The following is a 21,178-nucleotide window of genomic DNA, read 5'->3' as shown; positions in this document are numbered from 1 at the left end:
TAAACCAGACGGGGATTCCGGCTCCTCCGAACGTTCCCGTCCGCTAAGGAGCTAATAGCTTATTTTTCACCAAAAAATCGCGCGAAGTCTTCGTAATGTCCTTCTGCAAAATATCGACCTGATACATCAAGTCAAGCATATTTTCGTTCGTGATGTAAGGCGTCAAGCTTTCCATCGTCGTGCGGATATCCGGATAGTGTTCCAGCGTTTTCTCTAGAATGACCGGCACCGCTTCATACGGAGGAAACACTTTGCGGTCGTCCTGCAAAATGATGAGACCGTTCTTCTTGATGCGGGGGTCAGAGCCCATACCTACCGCTACGTCCACCCGACCGTCCTTGACCGTCTGGGATAACAGATCGGACTCGATCGCGACGACTTGGTCGTCCGGCAGTTCGAAGTCATATATCTCTTTCAACCGATCAAGCCCGTCTTCCCGTTGCAAATATTCTGCATTGGTGGCAAACTTCATCTTCGTGCGCTGGGTACGAATATAATCGGCCAGGTCGCTTATTCGGTAGATATGAAGCTGCTCCGATATATCCTTACGCATAAGGAGAGCCCAACTGCTATTAAACGAGCTCTTAGCCAACCATATGATCTTATTGCCCGCATCCGTCCGGGAAACCTCGCGATAAGCGATGTCAGGATCAAATATGGGAGTCTGTTTGTGATAGAAAATTCTCGCCGTCGTCGTGTATTCCCAATACAGATCGGCGATGCCCGCTTCCATAGCCGATCTGATCGCGGGACTATCCAGAAAGACCATTTCGTTCACCTTGTAGCCCTGATCCTTCAGCAACAACGCGCTCATTTTCATCAGCAAATATTGTTCGGTAAGGGATTTGGAACCGAGCGTGACTTCTCCGCGATAAGCAGAGGGAGTAGGGCTAGGCTTCTGCTCCTTATCCGTCTGGCAAGAGGATAGCATCAGAACGATGGCCAGCCCCGCAAGCAATCCTCTCATCGTTCGATCCTCTTCATTTTGTAGATTAAGGCGTTACGCGAAATGCCTAGAAGTTCCGCGGCTTTGCTCTGGTTGCCTCCCGTCTTCTCCAGCGCTCCCGTGATCATGCGCCCTTCCACTTCCTCCAGCACATCGTATAATTTGCCTTGAAGCTGAAGGTGGTCCATCGAATTCGAATAATGGCCGACCAACGACGAAGGCAGATCATCCACTTCCAACGCTCCATTCACCTTCAGAAGGTGCATACGCTCAATCAGGTTCATCAATTCGCTAATATTCCCTTGCCAAGGTAAACCGACCATCAGTTCCATCAGCTCTTCGGACACCGTCAGCGGCTTGCCATATTTGGCATTCAAATGAGCCAGCTTCTGTTCAACGAGCAGCGGGATATCTTCCCTGCGCTCCCTTAGCGGCGGAAGTTCCAACTCTACCAAGTTAAGCAGGTAATACAGATCGTCTCGAAAACGGCCTTCCTTCACGAGGAGCTTCAGCGGTTGGCCTGTCGAAGTTACGAGGCGCACGTTCACCGTCAGGCGTTGTTGGGTGTCCGGACAGATTACGCTTTTCTCTTCCATCAGACGATGCAGATGAGCCTGATTCAGCGGAGATAGACAACCGATTTCGTCGAGAAACAACGTTCCACCGTCAGCGGCGACAGCTTTGCCCGAAGCACCGAACAATTCACGCTCCAGCATTCCTTCAGGCATCGAACCGCAGTTAACGTAAAGGAACTGCTGTTCCTTCCTCCGGCTATGGTCATGAATCCATTTAGCCAATGTCGTCTTGCCCACGCCGCTTTCGCCGAAAAGCAATACCGGGGCATCCGTCATCGTGATCCGGTCCAGAATCCCCCTGACCGCTTGCATCTTCAGACTCTTGAATACGACATCTCCAGATAGTTCATCGAGCGATTGGTAGGAGTCCCTTACGACTTCCGCCAATTGTTTCAGATCGAACGGCTTATTCAAATAATCGGAAGCTCCCCATTTGATGGCCAACACGGCATTCTCAACGTTCCCGTAAGCGGTCAGCATGAATACCCTCGTCTGAGGAGAAAGCTCCTTGATTTTCTTCAGCACTTCAAGTCCGGTCATATCCGTAAGCATGAAGTCCAGGATTACGACCCGGATCGGTTGCTGTTGGATTTTGCGGATCGCGGATTTTCCGTCATAAGCTTCGTAAGTGACATAACCTTCACGTTTCAGTTTGAGCGCGATATTGCGGCAAAGCTTGATTTCGTCATCTACGATCAGTACGCCGGGCTCCATCATTCTTTTACCTCCTTCATCCCAAGGGGAAAGCAGCATTGGACCGTGGTCCCTTTATTGATTCCGCTTTTCATCTTCAGGGTGCCGCCATGTTCTTTCATAATGTCTTGAGCGATAGACAGGCCAAGACCATTGCCTGTTTCTTTAGTCGAGAAGAACGGATTGAACAGCCATTGCAAATGCTCCTCCGAGATGCCTTCGCCTTCATCGGCGATCTCGACCCAAACTTCGTTAGAGAGAACCCCGATTCGAATATCGATTGTTCCTCCATGCGGCATTGCCTCCATGCTATTGACCAGCAAATTCAAAAACACCTGAATCAGCTTGTTGGTCTTCCCGGCTATCGACGGAACGTTCTCTGCGAAATCCCTATTGACCGTAATGCCTAATTCGTTGAATTTAATTCGAAGCAGATGAAGGATTCTGGTAAGCAATTGATCCAATTGCACTGAAACCACGGTTTCCTTCTTCGTCTTAGCCAAAGTGAGAAACTCATTCACGATCAAGGTCATTCTAGCAATTTCGCTATCGATATCTTGCACGAGAGTCGGTACCCATTCGGAATCCGGATCGATCTTAATTTCATCTCTTAGCAACTCGGACGAGCTCGACAGGACGGCCAGCGGGTTTTTCAATTCATGCGCGATACCGGTCGTGATTTGCCCGATCAATGCAAGCTGTTCGCTTTGCTTGACATGCAATTCCAGCATCCGGATCTGCGAGATATCCTGTACGACGGCGAGCACGCCGTCAGAGAATGACGCCGTGACTACTTTGAGAATACGGACGACTCCCCCTCCATCCGTCCAAGTTACTTCCTTGTCTTCGGAGTTCGAGTCCATCGTCAGAAACTTATACTCCGGCAGCTCGGACAGTCTTTTTCCTTCCCAGTCGACTTCGGACAGACCGAATAAATCAACCCATTTCCGGTTCACGCGAGTGACCTCTCCCGCTTCGTTCAATGTAATGAGCGCGTAAGGAATGCCCTCGACAATATCTTGGAGAAAGCGATGGCTGCCAGCCACGCGAAGGCTCATATCCTGAAGCGAACGAATCAGTTCCCCGATCTCGTCCTTCCGCTTCATCATGGGCTCGGGTAACGGCGAGGGCGCCTTCTGGCTTTGGATGCGCTGCGCGAATTTGGTCAGCTTCAGAATCGGAACGAGAATTTGCCTTCCTCCGACCAGAATGAGACAAATAATGAGCGCGAAGAAGCCCAAATAGCTGTAGGTAAGCGCCTTCGAAAGCGTTTGCACCGAACTGAACGCGAATTGCTCCGGAACGCCGAGCGCCAGTCCCCAGTTTTCGCGCATCGTTTGATAAGTCATTACGCTTGGCGTTCCCCGATAAGATTCTTGCACCGATCCCGAGTCGCCTTTCATCAGCAATCGAACGATCGGCTCTTCCGAGAAATTCAAATTCCAATCCGAGTCGCGGGTCGAGGCAATGACTTTACCTTCGCTATCGGTAATGAAGCTGAAGCCATCGCGGGTTTCGCTCGTGCTTCTTAGGATGTTGGACAGGAAGTTACGGCTTAGTTCCGCCACCAACACTCCTAAAAATTTACGATCGTCGTAGAAGACCGGTATCGCGACCGTAGCCGTTTTCTCCGTCCGCACGTTAGAAACAAGACCGGATACGACATAGGTATAGCTCCACTTGACGTGTTCGAACTTCGGATAATCGTACGTAATATTTTGCAATACAGGACGGAATGGCGCTTCGAACTTCATTTGGCGTTCCGTATCCAGAAAATAAATCGACTGAATGATCGTGCTTTTGGAGATCGCTTGCTTCGCCCTAGCATACATAGCCGGGAGATTCAGTTCATGTTGATCCGATAATCCGGCGATCAACTGCAACTGTGAAACGACGTCATTCATCTCGCTGTTCATCCGATTCACGATTAATTCGGCCATGATTTCGTTATTTTCGATAATGTTAGCCTGCATGACCCGTTCCGAATAACGAATAATTCCTTGATGTATCGCCACGGTAGGCAGGATGAGAATCAGCACGAATACGAGCAGGAACTTGCGTGTCATTTTCATAAGTGAATTGTACACCTCCCCGCCGATAACCCACAATGGCAACTTCAATCCGAGAACTGTATCATTTTCCAACACTTCTGTTGAATTATTGTGCAATCCCGTTACTATGCAAGCGCTTAACGCTCCCCTATCATTGGGAGTAATTATGAAGTTCAATATATTGGAAATAAGGACACGCGGAGGATCTGATCCCATGAAAAGCCTAAAGCACAAAATACTTCTCGGATTTGCAGCCGTCCTTGTTCTTCTGGTTATCGCAGGAATATCCGCTTCCATCAGCATGAACATCGGCAAGGACAAAGTGGACCGCATGGTATCCGAGGATTTGGAATTGGTCACGGTTAGCGAGCAATTGTCCAAGAACGTATCGCAGCGGGTCGCAATCGTCCGGGGATACGTGCTGTTCGGCGACAATTCGTTCTTGGCGGATTTCAGAAGATATACGGAAACCAGCAAAACGCTGCAAAAAAACCTGATAGGGCTTCGTCCTTCGCCAGAAAACAAAAAGCTTGTTGAGCTGAACGACCAATGGAGAGCAATGGTCGAAAACGAAGTATTTCCTTCCTATGCATCCGGAAACCTCGACAAAGCCCTAACCCATCTTAACACGACGTCCGAGCCGATCGCCCGCGAGCTAATGGCAGGCTTTGATCGCATTGCCGCTTCTTCGCTAGATCAAATCAAAGAGGAAAAAGAGAACTTGATTCAAGACCTCAACCGCAACAAGAATATGATCATCATTTTGGCGATTGTTAGCGTCCTATTAGGAATAGGTATAGCTTTATATTTATCCGACTCCATGATTAAACCGATCCGCAGAATCGTAAAAAGAATTCAGGCTATTGCAGGCGGCGATCTCCGCGGCGAACGAATCGAATCCGGCACGAAAGACGAAATCGCCGGGCTCGCCGTTGCGATGAATGGAATGGTAGACCATCTGCGCGAGCTCGTCGTTAGAATTCTGCTTCATGCAGACCGTATTTCACTCTCTTCCGGCGAAATGTCCGCTGAGGCTGACCGAATGTCCCGAGCATCAGAAAAAATCGCGGAAGAAATGCAGGAAGTGGCTGCCGGATCGATGAGACAGACGGAGAGCATGAACGATAACTCTATGGCAATGTCCGAAATGAGCAGCGTCATCCAGCGAATTGCGGAAGCTACGAATACTGCGACTCAAGTATCCCTCGACGCCACAACGGAAGCTTTGCAAGGAAATGAAGCCATCCATAACGCCGTTGGGCAAATGACAACTATCCATAATACCGTTGGGCGAACATCCGATGCGATGAAGTTGTTGGGCCAACGAATCGGAGAAATCAATTCGATATTGGCCATGCTCGAAGAAGTTTCGGCGCAAACGAACTTGCTCGCCCTTAATGCTTCCGTAGAAGCGGCTAGAGCCGGTGTTGCCGGTCGCGGCTTCGCTGTCGTAGCCGACGAAATCAAGAAATTATCCGTTCAATCGGCCAGTTCGGCCAAATCGATATCCGATGTCGTAAAAATCATCCAATCCGATACGCGGTCTGTCATCTCCGAGATGGACGATAGCGTGCAAGCGATCGAACAAGGCATGAAGCTCGTGGGTGTGGCGGGTGAAACTTTCAACAAGATCGTCTCTTCCAGCACCAACGTTTCCGCGGAAATTCAAGAAATCGCCGCATCCACCGAACAAATGTCGGCAAGCTCCGAGCAATTGTCGGCTGCCCTTTCCGAATTAACCGGTATCGCGGAACGCTCGCTCCATAAATCGCGGACGGTTGCCTCTACTACCGAAGACCAGCTTGGGGCGATATCCGGCATAGCCGCTTCCTCCGTCTCGCTTAACCGATTGTCCGACGAGTTAAAAGCAGCAATGGACGCATTCAAAACATAAGGTTGCCGCAAAACCCGCAGTTCCGAAATGGAACTGCGGGTTTGCATCTATTCCGTTCATTCGCATAGATACTAAGATTTACAGCACTTTACGCTCTCCGCTCGCAATCGCTTGTTCTTGCTTTGGCGAATTGTTCCTTTTTCCGTTGACAATCACAATGCCGCTAACGACAAGCGCGAGCGCAGCCCAGACAACTCCATGAAGTTGTTCCGTCAGCAGAATAGCCGACAGGAACACGCCGAACACCGGTATCAAGAACAAGTACATCGAGATGCTTCCGACCTTGTTATACTTCATGACCGTATTCCATAATACGAAAGCAAACGCCGACAACAAGGCTAGATACAGCAACATCCACACCGCGGTAGCCGTAAACTCGAACGGCATCATCCCCGCACCCGCCGCTCCGATCGCTACTAACGCAACACCTCCGAGCAGCATCTGGTAGGCTGTCATATATATGACATCCAATTGTTCCGATGCTTTTTTGGACAATACGTTACCGAGAGCCCCGAAGAAAGCCGCCAACAGCAAACAAATTTCCGCTATTCCGAACTCAAAGGACAACGAACCTTTGGATATTCCGACGAGTACGACTCCCGAGAAGCCGACAATGAGACCGATAAGCTTGCGAACGTTAATTTTATCGCTTGCATACATGTAATGAGCCAACAAAATCTGGAAAAAAGAGGTCGTTCCCGCGATAATCGCCCCTTGAACTCCCGTCGAACCGCTTAATCCGTAATAAAACAATATATATTGGAGCAGCGTTTGGTACAAGCCTACTTGTCCGACTTTAAACAGCGATCCGCTCTGGTAAGAGACTCTCTTGCCGAACAGTTTCATGAACAGCAGGATGAGTAGGGATGCCAAAAAAAACCTGTATCCCGCAAATAAAATCTGACGGTAAATATCGTCGTTCCCGATTCCCAGTTCCGCGTAACTAAGCTTAATAAACGGATACGCGCTTCCCCATAACGCTGTCGCTCCGGCTGCGGCTCCTATGATGCCTAGCGGATGCGTGAATATTTTTTCTGTCGTGAGCTTCATTTGCGATTGTCTCCTAAACTGTTAAGCATGGAATTCATTATAGAATGTATTCGGAGCTCTGAATAGCAAATTTAGTGCCACTTTGATGGGGTTGCGGCCAAGCGGCGTGCGCTCATTGTCGCTTTTTGCGACTTTGGTAGATAACAGTTCGAACATAGCATGAACGTTTCCCGACCATAATCCCCCGGAAGGAATCGCTTAAAATCGATTTCACCAAGTTAACGGCATGGAGTGCCGCTACTAGGCAATTTGATGAACTTTTCTCGTTATTAACGGCATCCTCTGCCGTTATTTTGTGGAATTGCGGATAAACCAAGCAGATTCTTCGATTTAGCGGCACGCCATGCCGTTATTTGACTTCTAAACAAGCATTTTCTCCGTAATAACAGCACGGCGTGCCGCTAACGTAGGAGACTTGTGTCGTCGAGCGTCCCGCCATGCTAACAAATCCTGTCGAGCGTCCCGCCACGCAAAGAAATCCCGCCGATCGCCCGGCGGGATTTGCCATATTCATTCGCTTACCCTTTATGCGAGATACCCGAGCCGCCTCCCGAAGGATTGCTCTCCAGCTCTTTTTCCCGGCGCAGGATCTCCGCCATGGACGTGTTTAATGCGGCCTGAGGCCCTGGGAAGTTTTTGCGGTAATACGCGAAATCCATAATAATGAGCAGCACGACCATTCCGCCTAGCGCATAACCGGCCATCTCGTTCGGGGGAATAACCATGATGACCGAGATGAAAACAATCCATAACACCGCTAGAGTACCGATAAAATCGCTGTATTTTCCGAGATGCCACGGTCCTAGATGTTTCGCTTGGAATTTCCCTTGCGCCTTGGCCATCATCTTCAGCACGATCGGAATGCCGTAAGCGACATACAGGCCGACCACGCTAACCGCAGTCATGAAGGCAATCGTCGTATGCGTAGTGCCGGGATTCGCCTGCTTGATGATATAGTCGACTAAGGCTAGCAGGAAGGAAAGAATGACAGCAAGCCAGATCGCCTTGGCGGGCGTGCGGAACTTTTTCGAGATTTGCGCCCATTGCTTGCTAAGAGGCATCCCTTTGTCGCGGGAGAAGGCGTACATCATCCGCGAGAAAGAAGTAATCGAGGACAAACCACAGAACCACATCGCCGCGGTTACTAACCACAGAATGACGTTGCCGAACGTCCCTCCGAGCGCTTCGCTGATGACGTAGATAAAAGCATTATCCGCTCCTGTCGCGGCGCCGGCATCTTTAATGGACAACGTGACGAAGGCGAGCATAATGAATCCGAAGAAGAACGAATAAGCGACCGACGTGAAAATTCCCCAAGGGGCGCGCACGCGAGGATTCACCGTCTCTTCTATTGTATGAGCGGACGCATCGAAGCCCGTGAACGTCCACTGGGCTTGCAACAATCCGATGAGGAAGGCGAACATGTAAGGCTTGTCGGAGAATGTCTCCCCTACTTTGAACAAATAATCGACGCTATTCAAGCTGCCTTTGGAGAAAAAGGCCAATGAAACGACCAGCACGAGCACGATCGCGATATGATACCAAGCGGAAAAGTCGTTTAGCCTGGATACGCTGCGAATTCCGATGTGGTTGAGTATGCCATGGCTCAATAAAATAACCGCGAAGCAGATCAAGATCGTCGTTTCGGTAGAAGCGTAGCCGAACACGTCCGACAAGAGCGGATCGGCGAACAGAGCTACGGAATAGTCGATTCCGGCGACGATGCCAATCTGTCCGATCAGGTTGATCCATGCCGTGTACCAGCCCCAACGTTTGTTTCTCAGAATGGATGCCCAGTGGTATAGGGCTCCCGCCGTCGGGATCGCCGAAGCGAGCTCGGCCATCGATGCCGCGACGATCATGACGAATAAAGCGACAAGCGGCCATCCGAAGCCCATCATGCCCGGACCGCCATAAGTCAATCCGTGACCGTACAAGGAAACGGCTCCGGTAAGGATGGAAATAATGGAAAACGAAATCGCGAAATTGGAAAAACCGCCCATGCTGCGAAGGAGCTCCTGCGCATAACCGAACTTGTTCAAGTCCTGTTTGTCTTTGTCATGGTGATGGGTTTGAGTACTCATACTGTTACCCTCCTCGGCATTTTCTACAGCCAACGTCACGCGGGTTTGTCGCTATCAGGCATGAAGCTTATTTCCCAATAAAGCTTTCATGCTTGCTTTCATCGAAATTACGTACGTTATGGCCCGCAAGACGAACGATCCAAAGCGCAAACAAACACGTGACCGCGATCAATGCGATTCCGATCCCCAGTTCCATCCTTCTCCACCTCCTCTTTCCGATGCTTGATCCTTACCCAACAAACTGAAGCTTCCCATTCCTCTGCAGCCACTACAGGTCCAGATGAATACCGCTCGTTTTCTGCTCTAGCATTTTATGTACAAGAGTTCCGATGTAAGCTCCCGCTTCCACCGGTGGCGTTCCCCCGGGATGGATGTTCGAGATGACCGTACGGTCGCTTTCCACCGTTCCTTTGCGCGGTCGGTAACAGAGATAGGCACTCATCGATCGGGAGGAGACGAGCCCCGGTCTTTCCCCGATCAAGAGCACGAGAACATCCGGCTCGAGCAGTTCGCCGATATGATCCATCACGGCGACCCTGCCTCCTCTTACGAAAAAAGGCGTCCCTGCCCGCAATCCGTAAGCTTCCAACGAATCCAATAACGAAGGGTAGACGTCCGGAAGATTGGCATCGATCGCGTTCGCGCTTAACCCGTCCGATACGACGACCTGTACCTGCGGGTGCGATCGGCATTTGACGCGAATGAGCTCTTCCCCTGCCGCGGTGACGATCCGCCCCATGTCAGGCCGCTTTAAGTAATTTTCCGTATTCCCGTAACGAGTCTCCACCGTGAACAAATCGAATCTTGACAGTATTTGCTCGTTCACTTCCCCGTAGATCGAATCGATGGCGGCCGCGTGATCGCAACGAAATTTCAGCATTTCTTTCGTTAACGGCCGGGTACCGGTTCGCCACACCCCAATGCGTGCCGGCGTGCTTTCGATTAATTCGGCAAGCCCCTCCTGCCATTTGGGCTTGGGAACTTTAATCGTGGTTAAGGTTGAAGCATTCGCACTCACCGCACCCTTAACCTCCATGGAAACACTCTCGCTCTTCGGATCGTCGGTCAGCGTATCAGAGCCAAATTTCCTCTCCAGCTCCACCATTACGCGGTCCACGAATTGCTCTAGCTCGAGGGATGGATTCATCGCTTTCTCCTCCTATTCCGCTCACATGAATAGTGTCGGATCTCCGGCTAATGGGGTTAATCGTCCGTTGTCCATAAGCCCCATGCGATTCAGCCATCTCTCGAATTCGGGAGCGGGCCTTAGCCGCATCGTCTCGCGAAGCGTCGCGATGTCGTGATAACTCGTCGACTGATAGTTCAGCATGCAATCGTCCGCCATCGGCGCCCCGATAATATAGTTAACCCCGGCAGCGGCAAGCAGAACGGCGAGGTTATCCATATCGTTCTGGTCAGCCTTCATATGATTCGTATAACAAACGTCTACGCCCATCGGGATTTGCTGCATTTTCCCCATGAAATGATCTTCCAAGCCGGCCCGAATGACTTGTTTGCTATCGTACAAATATTCCGGTCCGATAAACCCGACCACCGTGTTCACGATAAAAGGCTTGTATTTCCTCGCCAATCCGTAACAACGCGCCTCCAGCGTAACCTGATCGATCCCGTAGTGAGCTTCCGCGGACAGCTCCGAGCCCTGTCCGGTTTCGAAATACCAAAGATTAGGTCCCGTTCCTGTCCCTTCGCGGGCAATGAGCTCATCCGCTTCGTCGAGCAGCGCCACGTCGATCCCGAAAGCCCGATTGCCATCCTCCGTGCCTGCAAGGCTCTGGAATACCATGTCGGCCGGGGCGCCCTGGCGAATGGCTTTCATCTGCGTCTTAATATGCGCCAACACGCAATTCTGCGTCGGGATGCTCCACTTCTCCATCACTTCCTTCGTTGCGAGCAGAATACTCTTCACGCTATCCGCCGAATCGATCACGGGATTAATTCCGATGACCGCGTCGCCGATCCCGTAACTTAGCGCCTCGAACAAAGAAGCTTTGATCCCTTGTATATTATCCGTCGGATGATTAGGCTGCGCTCGCCCGGACAGCACTCCCCTTTGTCCGATACTGATGTTGCAGTGAGTGACGACTTCGACTTTCGCGGCGGCTTGCACCAAATCGAGATTACTCATGAGCTTCGTGCAAGCCGCCACCATCTCGCTCGTGAGCCCCTTAGATATTCGGCGAATCTGATCGTTGCCCGTATCCTGACGCAGCACATACTCGCGCAGCTCGGCGACCGACCAATTGCGGATTTCTCCGTAAATTTTCTCGTTAATCGCATTCTCGATTACCCGGGATACTTCATCCTTCTCGGGAGGAAGCAACGGGTTGTTGCGGATATCCGCCAAAGTCAGATCCGAGAGGATCAACTTCGCGGCCATTCGTTCCTTTGCATCTTCCGCAGCGATTCCCGCTAGCTGGTCTCCTGACTTCTCCTCGTTCGCCTTGGCGAGCACTTCCTTCATGCTCTTCAATTGGTACGTTTGCCCGAGCACCGTCGTCGTCAGATTCAACAGCCTGTCACCTCGCTCCGTTAGGAAAAGCCAATGTCTTCACGACAACGGGAATCATCATCCCCGAGACCGGCTCTCCCAAATCGATATAATCTCCGTGCTCCACGCGTATTTGATCGATGCAGATGACTTTCAGCCGCTTTTCGCATCGGCGTTGCAAAGCTTGCCCTAGCGCTTGGGCGATGTCTCTCTCGCAAACAACAACCATGATCCCGCTCCGCGGAAAATAGTGCGTAAAGCGCGATTCCAGCCGATCCGCGAGATGCTGTAGAAACGCATAGTTCATCGTCCTTGTACCCGTAATCGCCAGAGCAAAGGGGGGAACGGCTTCGGGATCGAACAGGTTGAAGGCGGTTCTCAATGTGTCCTCAAGTTCAGCTTCAAGCCTGACAGCTTCAAGTCGCACAACTTCCTCCCGCCCTTCATTAGCAGCAGACAATTCCAACTTCAACACCGGAAGATTACGAATGGGAAGCAGCTTCGGATCCAAGTGAACGGTAGCCCCGCCGATTTCCATACTCTGCATTCCCGCTCCAATGACCGTTGCTCTCACCGTCTCGTCCGCGTCGACGACCCGCAATGAGCTAGCTTGCATGCAATCTCTGAGCGCAGAGGCGAGCAGAGGTCCGATGTCATGATGGATCGCCATCTCCGCCAGGTTAGCGGGCGCTGCCCGCTCCTGAATGAGCTTGCCGATTCCGCCTGATACCATCCACTCCTCAATCTCTGGCACTTGTTCAAGCGATTGGCCTGCGATCAATCCGTTATTATTCCGGTGCCAATCGGTCAAAGCGACATTCCCGCCTATGAAATAGCGAAGCATCTCGCGACTTAGCGCGTAACAAATATCTTTGATCATGGAAAATGCGACGACGATTCCCGCTTCGATCCGATATCCGTTAGCGCCCAGCCATGTTCGAATAGATGGAGCTACGTAACGGATCATTCCCGTTTCATCAAGCTGGATCAGACGGCCTCCGATATGAAACGTAATCGTTCCGATCAGCTTTCCGCGACGGAAAATCGCGGCATTCGCCGTCCCTCCGCCGATGTCGATATTAACGACTGCACCGCGAATCCGCAGAGATCGCCTATCCGCTCCTGCCCCTTTACCCGCCAGATAGGCTTCCAAATCCGCTCCCGCCGCAGCGACGACGAAATCTCCCGCCCTATCGGCAAGGCGATGAACGATTGCTCTCGCGTTCGTCTTCGTGGCCGTTTCTCCCGTTATGATCACGGCACCGGATTTCAGATCGCCTTTGCCGACCTCGGCTTTATCGAGCTCTCCGGATACGATGGCCCATACGCGATCTGCGTCGATTTGATCCGCACCGGTCAATGGGGTGGCGTGGATCGGGCTGGCATACATTAGCTCCCGCTCGGCGATTTCATACCGAGGCAGACTGAGCGCGCTCGATGTCCGAACGAGCTTCAACCGGCTGACGATCAATTTCGTCGTGCTCGTACCGATATCGATTCCCGCGCTCGTGATCCACGAACCATCCATCTTCGCATCACCCATTCCCAGCCATACCGGATAGCCGATCCGCGCGGCCATCCAAGATGTACTCCGCGACCTTGTTCAACGAAATGCGGCTCTCCATGCTAGCCCCCCGCATTTTCCGATAAGCTTCTTCCTCGCTCAAGGCGTAAGCCCGCATGACGATTCCTTTCGCTTTCTCTACCGTTTTCCGTTGTTCGACCGATTGTTTCATCTGCATAAGCGCATCATGCAACTCATCCATCCGTTTCTTCTGGCTGAGCGCGATTTCGACCGCTGGGATCAAATTTTCCTCCGCTACGGGTTTAACGAGATAAGAGGTAACTCCTGCGTCGCACGCTTCCTGAACGAGCTCCTTCTGGCTAAAGGCCGTAAGCATGAGCACAGCGGCAGGACTTCCTATTCTACGAATGATCCGTGCGGCTTTCACACCGTTCATGACCGGCATCTTCATGTCCATAATGACTAAATCCGGCTTTAGCCTGACCGCCAGTTCAACCGCTTCCTCGCCGTTCTTGGCTTCGCCGACGACGGAATAGCCTTGATCCTCCAGCATCTCGCGGATGTCCATCCGTATGATCGGATCATCATCTACTAGTACAATGGAAGGTCTCATTCCGTTCAGCCTCCTTCAGTTGGATGGATGATTGCCGGAAATGTGATACGGACTCGGGTTCCACGCTCGTCTGACGCAATACTGATATTCCCGTCCAAGTTTTCCTCCACGAGCATTTCCGCGATTTTCAGACCGAGATGGGTTCTTTCTTGTTGATAAGATGCAGTCGTAATCCCCGTTCCATTGTCGGCTACTTGTAATTCCGTCACCTGAGCTCGAACGCGGATCGTGATCCCGATTTCCCCCGAAGGACGATTCGCGAAAGCGTGCTGCACGCTATTATGAATTAATTCGTTCACGACAAGCGCCAACGTCGTCGCCATTTCGGATGGCAACGTTAGCTCATCCCCATCCAGCTTTATTTGAACGAACTGGTCGGGCTTGACAGACGAGGTTAATATATTTTTCGAGATTCGATCGATCACTTCGTTAAAATCAATCGAGTCGCTTCCATCGTAAGCGAGCATCTCGTGAATGACGGCGATGCTGTTAATCCTATCCATGCTGTCGCGATAGATCGCGGCAACCTCCTCGTGCTTAGTGCGGCGCATCTGAAGACGAAGCAAGCTCGATACGGTCTGCAGGTTGTTCTTGACCCGGTGATGAATTTCCTTAATGACGGCCGACTTGATCATCAGCTGTTTATCTTTCTCTTTCAGATCCGAGATATCGCGAATAAGCAACAACCCTCCGACCGTCCGATTGCCGCGATAGATGGATACGGCCTTGAGTTCGTAAGTTATTTTCCCGAATTGCAGCTCTTGGCACAATATCCCCGCGCCTTCAAGACCATCCCCCCACTGCAAGCGATTAAAGAACAAGCCATCGATTCCGTCTCCTTCCGCAACCGAAGGCTGGCCGATCTCGCGCAGTTGGGTTCTAGACCTGGCATTCATATACGTAATGCTCTCCCGTTCATCGAACAGAATGATCCCTTCGTGCATGAGGGACTGCACCCTGCCCTCCGACATCGCGATCGCGAGCAACGTCTCGCTCAGATGCTCCGTCGTCTCCAGTAATCTTTCCACGTTGCGTTCTTGCTCCACTTGATCCGAAATGTCTTGCTCCATGATCAACGCTCCGATGACCTTGCCGCTATGGCCCACGATCGGAGATACGTTCTGCCGCATCGCGATTTGTTCTTGGGAGATCCCGCGAGAGCCGATAACCGGCTGGCCGGAGAGCAAGCTAAATAGGACCGCGGGTTCATTCCGCGCGTAAGCATGCTGACCGACGACGGATGTCCGATACAGCGAGGTTGCCGTAGTAGGATGAGCTTGGGCAACGACTAGCGCCGAGTTCTTGTCCGTCATGGGGCAATCGATGAACACATCCGCTTGGGAGATGTCCGCGATCAGTTGCAAGTGCCTCGCCAAGTTTGCTATCGTCTCCGCGTCGTGCTCGTTTAGTACGGTATGCTCTAGACAGAGCTCCTTAATCGAATCCATAGAAAATCCCTCTTTATCTTGGATTTGCCCTGATCGATTCTATTCTGACATAGGAGATCGCGAATCGCTGTCGAACGTACCCGTCGGTTCTTTACTTATTTTGCCTCACTGCCGTACCGCGACAACATTTGCTGCATTTCGTCGATGCCCGTGCGGCTCAACGCCGAAGTTAGAACGATGTCTCCGGCAGGCAACGCTTGCCGGAGCAGTCCGATCGCCCTTTCCGGATTCGCGTCCGGATGGTCGATCTTAGTTACCGCGCCGATCGCGGGAACCGGAAAGCCCCCGGCGAATCCCGGCGGGAATGCGTTCCGGTCCCTTGTCGCATCTTGAACGAGCAGGACCGCGGCCGCTTGATGCGACGTCGCCATGAGCGAACGATAAAATAACGGGTTCTCCGTATATTCGCCCGGCGTATCGATCAAGGCATCGTAATAGACGAGACTTTGCGTCTTCACCACTTGCTGCTTCGCATCCGTTAAAGCTCTAATTAACGACGACTTGCCCGTACCGACGGCTCCGATGACCATGATTCTTCTCATCCTCTACGACCTCGTTAACGATGCAATGGAAAATTGCAGCTTCTCTTGCAGGAACGCGTTAACCGCGCTCAGCGCCATCTCTACCGCGGAAACCTCCCCGGTAATGACAAGTGATCCCGTAAAGCGATCCAAGTAGCCAATGCCCACGCTGGCTGCTTTCGTAGCGACATCCGCCGCGATAATGGCCGTCTCCGTTGGTGTTAAGGTGAGAATGCCGATCGCGTTGCCCGTCTCCAATCCCAGCTTAGAGTAGAGGATCGGATCGGGATTCGCGATGACGTGGCACAAGGTGAGCTGCTTGCCGGGTACGTATTCCTGGATTACCCGTTGCTTCTGCTGCTCCATGTCCCCTCCTCCTTTTCTTCCTCGAACCGATCCGTCACCTCGAAGCTGTCCACGATGCCCACGATCATGGCGTCGATCGGCACCATTCTTTGATTGAACAAAATTCTGGCCGGGCTTCCTCGCGACACGATGACTCTCTCGCCTACTCCGGCTCCGATCCGATCTGCCACAATGACGTGCTGTCCATCCTCGCGATGATGGAAGTCGATAGGCTGGATGACGAGCAACTTCAAATTATCCATGCCTTCTTCTTTTTGCGTCGCCCATACGCTACCGATGACTTTTCCCAAAAACATCGCAATCTCACCCTTCGTCGTCGGCGTATCGGATCGTAATGCCGTTGATCTTCAACAAGTCGTGCGCCAGCGGAGAAATAAGCGTTCGGCGACGAATGGCCAACTCGTGGAATTTCCGGAGCTTAAGCTGCGAAATCAACCACTCCGCGCTAACGAGCTTCCCTTCGAACTTATGCCGTTCCTGTTCCTCTCGCTCCGGAGGTTGTTGTATCGCAGAGGCTCCCGACTCTACGGGTACGGGATATTCCTGTTCCTTGCCGCATTTCTTAACCGCAAGCTCGGCCAATCGTTTCTGTTCTCCGAACTCCACTCCGTACATTCGAAGTTCTTGTTTGTAGTAACTAAAAAGATGGACATAAGGCTGAGGAAGCGCGATCGTCTTGAGCGTGCGCCGATCCGACCGCTTCAAGCCGGGGCTGTCTTCCCCGACAAGCACGAATTTTCCTTGAACGAGAGCGGAGAAGACGATTTCCGATTTGATCGTGCCTTTCATTCCCAAGGCGATTCTAGCCGCGTTGTCCAAATCCAGCTCCGGAATGACGATGCCGTCGTAATCCCTCGGAACCTCCAACGGCGCCGGAGCGTACTCGTCCGCCATCAATATTCGACCTGCCCCGCCGCATTCGAGCTTATTCATGCCTAGCCATCCCGACGTCTCTCCATCTAGGAACAATAAGTCGTGGCATATCCCGTTGTTGTGCAGGTGGATAAAATGATCCGAATACGCCTCTTGGGCTGTGCTATCGCAAAAGATATACAGAAGCTTCGGTTTGGGAGGTTGAACGGCGGATTCCTTCCGCCATTCGCTGAACAGCTCGCGAACGATAGATTCAATCATCGGTTTGATCTCCATGCTCACGATGGCTCCCCCCAGGCGGAATCCCGTAGTTTACCGTTCACGCCGATAAGCGTTACGTTATCCCCGTTATTCAGGAACGAGGAATTCGCCTCGTCCGTATCGATGTGAAAATCCAATGAAAAGCGAGGATTAACTCTTGCAATGACTTCCGCGAAAATAACCGGTCGATCGCCGGTCGTTCGCAACATAAGACGATCTCCTTGTGCGACTTGCAGCCGTTTCGCTTCTTCGGGAGAGAGATGAAGGTGATTGCGCGCCACGATTAAGCCTTCGGACAGAACGACTGTGCCTGCCGTTCCGATAAGCGTAATTCCCGGCGTTCCCCGAATGTCGCCGGACAACCGGACCGGAGGTTGCACCCCTAACCGGTAGCCATCCGTACGCGAGATCTCTACTTGCGTCTCGCCTCTGGCCGGACCGAGAATCCGTACTTCGGGAATTTCCCCCTTAGGCCCGACTAACGCAACTGTTTCCCGTGCCGCGAATTGTCCTTTCTGGGATAACTCGCGGCGCGGCTGTAATTCGTATCTGACACCGAACAAAGCTTCTACGTGCCGGGGAGCCAGATGAACGTGCCGATTGGATACGCCGACGGGAATACGCGAGTGGTCATCTAGGCTGCCTCGTTCCGAACGCCTTATGGCGATATTCCGTTGCTTCAGGAAATCCGCCGCGGCGGGAGTGAGCTTATCTCCTGTCCCGATAGGGAACGGATCGGGCAATAACCTGCCTCGGCCCAGCATGGCGCGCAAGCTCGTTTCCGTGATGTGCGCCATCGTTCGTCTTACCCTTCAAGCTTCGGAAGGATGAATTCGATATCGGAATGCGGACGAGGAATGACATGCACCGATACGAGCTCCCCGATTTTCTCCGCCGCGGCCGCTCCCGCATCGGTTGCCGCCTTTACCGCTCCTACGTCGCCCCGCACCATGACGGTGACCAGCCCGCCCCCGACGTGTACTTTGCCGATCAGCTTTACGTTCGCTGCTTTCACCATCGCATCCGCGGCTTCTATCGATCCGACTAACCCTTTCGTTTCGATCATCCCAAGCGCCGTCAATTCTCCAGCCATCACAACATTCCTCCTTCTCTATTTTCCATCTCGGCGAGCACTTTCCTAACGATGCGGGTCACTTCTTCCCGGGAGATGGCCTGCCTGTTGACACCGCTGTTTGCGGTTATTGCTTCGACGACTCTCTCCTCTGCTTGTCGGTGCTCAAGTGTGGGAGCTGCCGGCATTTCGCGAATGCCGAAAGCGACCCGCTTCGTATTGAGCAGATGCTGCGGACCGATATTATCCGAAGTAATGTTGCCTCCGAAAGAGCCGCAGCCAAGCGTCATGGAAGGGAAAAGCGCGGTCGTCGCGCCGATCCCTCCGAAAGTCGTTCCGGTATTAACGACGATGCGCGAAGCCGGTTTCTCTAACCCGAATGCCTCGATGATCATAAAATCTTCGCAGTGGATGCCAAGCGTATGGCCTAACCCGCCTTGTTCCAGCAATTCAATGCATCGCCTGCAGCCTTCCTGCCAATCCTTCACCGTATAGAACGCGAGTACCGGACAAAGCTTCTCTACGGAAAAAGGGTACTCGTGCCCGACCGCTATTTCCTCGGCAATGATGACGCGTGTTGTACTTGGTACGTTAATCCCCGCTTGCGATGCAATAACCTGCGGCGATCTTCCGACGACCTTTGGATTCATTCCTTTACCGATGGTCAAAATCGAGGCAACCCGCTGCTTCTCCCCCTCGTTCAGGAAATGAGCGCCTTGTCTTTGCAATTCCTCGATTACTTGCTTCTTAATCGCCTCGTCTACGACCAAGGCCTGCTCGGAAGCGCATATCGTCCCGTAATCGAACGTCTTGCTCTGAACAATTCGGGAGACGGCTTGCTTCACGTTCGCGCTTCGGTGAATGTATACCGGAACGTTGCCAGGACCGACGCCGTATGCCGGTTTTCCCGAGCTATATGCGGCTTTCACCATCCCCGTCCCGCCCGTCGCGAGAATGATATCGGTCAGCTTGTGCCTCATCAGCTCATGACTCGCCTCGATAGACGGGATGGAGAGACAATGAATAACGCCGGGAGGCGCCCCTGCCGCTTCGGCGGCAGCCTTCATGAGCGCTGCCGATTCCGCTGAACACCTTAGAGCGGAGGGATGCGGGCTTATTACGATCGCATTCCTCGCTTTTAAAGCGATCAGGCATTTGAAAATGACCGTCGAAGTCGGGTTCGTCGAAGGAATAATAGCTGCCACGACGCCCATCGGTTGGGCGATCTCCCACACTTGCCCCGACTCATCTTTGCGGATGATGCCGACAGTCTTCATATCCTTGATCTCGTTGTACACATCTCTTGCCACGAACAAGTTTTTAGCTTTCTTGTCCGCCTTCAAGCCGAATCCCGTCTCCTCTACGGCCAGAGTCCCCAGTCTTTCCGCTTCCGCCTCGGCGGCTTGAGCCATCCGCTCCACGATGCCGTCAATCTGCGCTTGGGTCATCTGCTCCAGCAGTTTCTGTGCCCGTTTCGCCTCTAGCAACGCATTCCTCACTTCTTGAATGCCTAATAAATCCTCGTCCAGCTTCATGAGGAATCGCCTCCGTTGCCGGCGCCGTTGCCATTGTCTTGACCGTCGCCTTCTTGCGGGTATCCCGCTTCGCCTTCGTTTTCACCTATGTCTTCGCTGTCGCCAATTCCTTCGCCGCTATCCCTTCCGCTCAGGAAACAGCCCCATACCATTTCGAATACCGAGTCGTCAGGCCGTGGGATAACATGCGTTCCGAGCAGCTTGCCGACCTTCTTCGCGGCTTCCCCTCCTGCGTCCACTGCCGTTTGTACCGCGGCGACATCACCCAGTAAGTAGATCGTCACGATTCCCGCATCGGCCTTCTCATAGGCAGTGACCTCTACATCCGCCGTCTTGGCGGCGGCATCCGCAGCTGCGATCAGTGCCGGTACGCCCCAAGTTTCAATCATGCCAAGCGCTAACTTTCTTGTCGCCAACTGTTCTCACCCGCCTTATTTCCTCGGATCACGCGCCACTTCGTATACGGCATTCGCGAAAGCCTCGGCCGCCGCGCTGCAGGCGGATTGGCTTCCCGTCAGCAGCCCCCCGCCGAAGTTAGTTTCCGTGGGCGGCCCGTACAGCTGACAAAGCCGAACATCCGCCGCTTTTAACGCGGCATCCAGTCCATAGATGGCCTCTAACGGAGGAGCAATCAAATAAGCAAGCGGCTCGCCTTCCCCGATGCCTGCGATATTGGACAAATACGAGCCCGTACGGGAAATGACGTGCGCGTAATACGCATGGGTCCCTTCCTCGTTCAAAGAATAAAAGCAAGCACCGCTTTCCATCAACTCGAGAGCGGCATCCAATCCGCTCCTTACTTCTGCTGGAGTCTGCCCGCCGATAATTCCAATGAATTCTCCCGATAAAGGTCCCGAAGCATGACCCGAGCCCGCATAGAACGAACGGGCGTAGACGACTTCGACTGCCGCCTTCTTCGTTGCTTCGTCTACCGCGGTATAGCCAACGTCATCCACGGTCGAAGTAAATAGGCCCAAGCTGCGTATTCCTTCTCCAAGCTTTAACTCCTTCGCGAGCTCTGCGTCCACGTTCGGAATCAGCCTCACGGCAAGCGGAATCCCCCGGATCGGTTGACGGTTCACTCCTTTCACCTCTTCGCGTTCGGAATGGTGTTCCCAAGACGAAAAAAACAAAAAAGTGCCCAGGTTAGAAGAACGATCAA

General features: G+C 52.5%; 21 protein-coding genes. 1 reads left to right on the top strand and 20 read right to left on the bottom strand.

From position 1 onward, the window contains the following. Window positions 1-43: 43 nt before the first annotated feature. The 3 genes from L3D05_RS05525 to L3D05_RS05515 are packed head-to-tail and all read right to left on the bottom strand — an operon-like array spanning window position 44 to window position 4,286. On the bottom strand, window positions 44-967 hold the full coding sequence (locus tag L3D05_RS05525; protein WP_239615009.1) for an ABC transporter substrate-binding protein: 924 nt from the start codon (window positions 965-967) through the stop codon (window positions 44-46). Beyond that, on the bottom strand, window positions 964-2,238 hold the full coding sequence (locus tag L3D05_RS05520) for a sigma-54-dependent transcriptional regulator (RefSeq protein WP_239615008.1): 1,275 nt from the start codon (window positions 2,236-2,238) through the stop codon (window positions 964-966). Before L3D05_RS05520 ends, L3D05_RS05525 begins: the two co-directional genes overlap by 4 nt. Beyond that, window positions 2,235-4,286, bottom strand: a complete 2,052-nt coding sequence (locus L3D05_RS05515; protein ID WP_239615007.1) for a PAS domain-containing sensor histidine kinase — start codon at window positions 4,284-4,286, stop codon at window positions 2,235-2,237. Before L3D05_RS05515 ends, L3D05_RS05520 begins: the two co-directional genes overlap by 4 nt. A 193-nt stretch (window positions 4,287-4,479) precedes the next feature. Here L3D05_RS05515 and L3D05_RS05510 point away from each other — a divergent pair, with 193 nt between their 5' ends. Then, entirely contained in the window at window positions 4,480-6,159 is a 1,680-nt protein-coding gene (locus tag L3D05_RS05510) for a methyl-accepting chemotaxis protein (RefSeq protein ID WP_239615006.1), read from the top strand. Between the two features lie 78 nt (window positions 6,160-6,237). Here the strand turns inward: L3D05_RS05510 and L3D05_RS05505 are convergent, their stop codons facing one another. The 17 genes from L3D05_RS05505 to eutL form a co-directional block, all read right to left on the bottom strand. Continuing rightward, entirely contained in the window at window positions 6,238-7,209 is a 972-nt protein-coding gene (locus L3D05_RS05505; RefSeq protein WP_239615005.1) for a DMT family transporter, read from the bottom strand. Window positions 7,210-7,727: 518 nt separating this feature from the next. Next, window positions 7,728-9,293: an amino acid permease gene (locus L3D05_RS05500; RefSeq protein WP_239615004.1), complete on the bottom strand. Its 1,566-nt coding sequence runs from the start codon at window positions 9,291-9,293 to the stop codon at window positions 7,728-7,730. A gap of 67 nt (window positions 9,294-9,360) precedes the next feature. Then, complete coding sequence (locus L3D05_RS26395; protein ID WP_255807342.1) at window positions 9,361-9,489, bottom strand: hypothetical protein; 129 nt, start codon at window positions 9,487-9,489, stop codon at window positions 9,361-9,363. Window positions 9,490-9,561: 72 nt separating this feature from the next. Then, a complete protein-coding gene (gene eutC / locus L3D05_RS05495; RefSeq protein ID WP_239615003.1) occupies window positions 9,562-10,440 on the bottom strand; it encodes an ethanolamine ammonia-lyase subunit EutC in 879 nt (292 codons plus the stop codon). Between the two features lie 21 nt (window positions 10,441-10,461). After that, a complete protein-coding gene (locus L3D05_RS05490; protein ID WP_239615002.1) occupies window positions 10,462-11,823 on the bottom strand; it encodes an ethanolamine ammonia-lyase subunit EutB in 1,362 nt (453 codons plus the stop codon). A 7-nt stretch (window positions 11,824-11,830) separates the two neighbouring features. Then, on the bottom strand, window positions 11,831-13,381 hold the full coding sequence (locus L3D05_RS05485; protein ID WP_239615001.1) for an ethanolamine ammonia-lyase reactivating factor EutA: 1,551 nt from the start codon (window positions 13,379-13,381) through the stop codon (window positions 11,831-11,833). Further along, a complete protein-coding gene (locus L3D05_RS05480) occupies window positions 13,338-13,940 on the bottom strand; it encodes an ANTAR domain-containing response regulator (protein ID WP_239615000.1) in 603 nt (200 codons plus the stop codon). Before L3D05_RS05480 ends, L3D05_RS05485 begins: the two co-directional genes overlap by 44 nt. Before the next feature lie 5 nt (window positions 13,941-13,945). After that, window positions 13,946-15,388 (bottom strand): sensor histidine kinase, encoded by a 1,443-nt coding sequence (locus L3D05_RS05475; RefSeq protein WP_239614999.1) that lies wholly within the window; start codon window positions 15,386-15,388, stop codon window positions 13,946-13,948. Between the two features lie 95 nt (window positions 15,389-15,483). Further along, complete coding sequence (locus tag L3D05_RS05470) at window positions 15,484-15,930, bottom strand: EutP/PduV family microcompartment system protein (RefSeq protein WP_239614998.1); 447 nt, start codon at window positions 15,928-15,930, stop codon at window positions 15,484-15,486. A gap of 3 nt (window positions 15,931-15,933) precedes the next feature. Next, window positions 15,934-16,275: a BMC domain-containing protein gene (locus L3D05_RS05465; protein WP_239614997.1), complete on the bottom strand. Its 342-nt coding sequence runs from the start codon at window positions 16,273-16,275 to the stop codon at window positions 15,934-15,936. Further along, the gene (locus tag L3D05_RS05460) at window positions 16,251-16,571 is read right to left on the bottom strand and encodes a EutN/CcmL family microcompartment protein (RefSeq protein ID WP_239614996.1); all 321 of its coding nucleotides are present in this window, start codon (window positions 16,569-16,571) and stop codon (window positions 16,251-16,253) included. Before L3D05_RS05460 ends, L3D05_RS05465 begins: the two co-directional genes overlap by 25 nt. A gap of 7 nt (window positions 16,572-16,578) precedes the next feature. Next, on the bottom strand, window positions 16,579-17,424 hold the full coding sequence (locus L3D05_RS05455) for a hypothetical protein (RefSeq protein ID WP_239615346.1): 846 nt from the start codon (window positions 17,422-17,424) through the stop codon (window positions 16,579-16,581). Between the two features lie 2 nt (window positions 17,425-17,426). Further along, the gene (pduL, locus tag L3D05_RS05450) at window positions 17,427-18,206 is read right to left on the bottom strand and encodes a phosphate propanoyltransferase (RefSeq protein WP_239614995.1); all 780 of its coding nucleotides are present in this window, start codon (window positions 18,204-18,206) and stop codon (window positions 17,427-17,429) included. 8 nt (window positions 18,207-18,214) lie between these two features. Beyond that, on the bottom strand, window positions 18,215-18,502 hold the full coding sequence (gene eutM, locus L3D05_RS05445) for an ethanolamine utilization microcompartment protein EutM (protein ID WP_182299810.1): 288 nt from the start codon (window positions 18,500-18,502) through the stop codon (window positions 18,215-18,217). Continuing rightward, complete coding sequence (locus tag L3D05_RS05440) at window positions 18,502-20,016, bottom strand: acetaldehyde dehydrogenase (acetylating) (RefSeq protein ID WP_239614994.1); 1,515 nt, start codon at window positions 20,014-20,016, stop codon at window positions 18,502-18,504. Before L3D05_RS05440 ends, eutM begins: the two co-directional genes overlap by 1 nt. Then, complete coding sequence (locus L3D05_RS26595) at window positions 20,013-20,405, bottom strand: BMC domain-containing protein (protein ID WP_369417958.1); 393 nt, start codon at window positions 20,403-20,405, stop codon at window positions 20,013-20,015. The genes L3D05_RS05440 and L3D05_RS26595 overlap by 4 nt, the downstream gene beginning before the upstream one ends. A gap of 42 nt (window positions 20,406-20,447) precedes the next feature. Continuing rightward, window positions 20,448-21,098 carry an ethanolamine utilization microcompartment protein EutL gene (eutL, locus tag L3D05_RS05430; protein ID WP_239614993.1) on the bottom strand — a complete coding sequence of 217 codons (651 nt, stop codon included), beginning with the start codon at window positions 21,096-21,098 and terminating at the stop codon, window positions 20,448-20,450. Window positions 21,099-21,178 lie beyond the last annotated feature (80 nt).

The organism is Cohnella mopanensis, from assembly GCF_022352055.1.
Lineage (GTDB): Bacteria > Bacillota > Bacilli > Paenibacillales > Paenibacillaceae > Cohnella > Cohnella mopanensis.
Note: the sequence above shows the minus strand (reverse complement) of the source record. Positions and strands in the feature narration are given on the sequence as shown.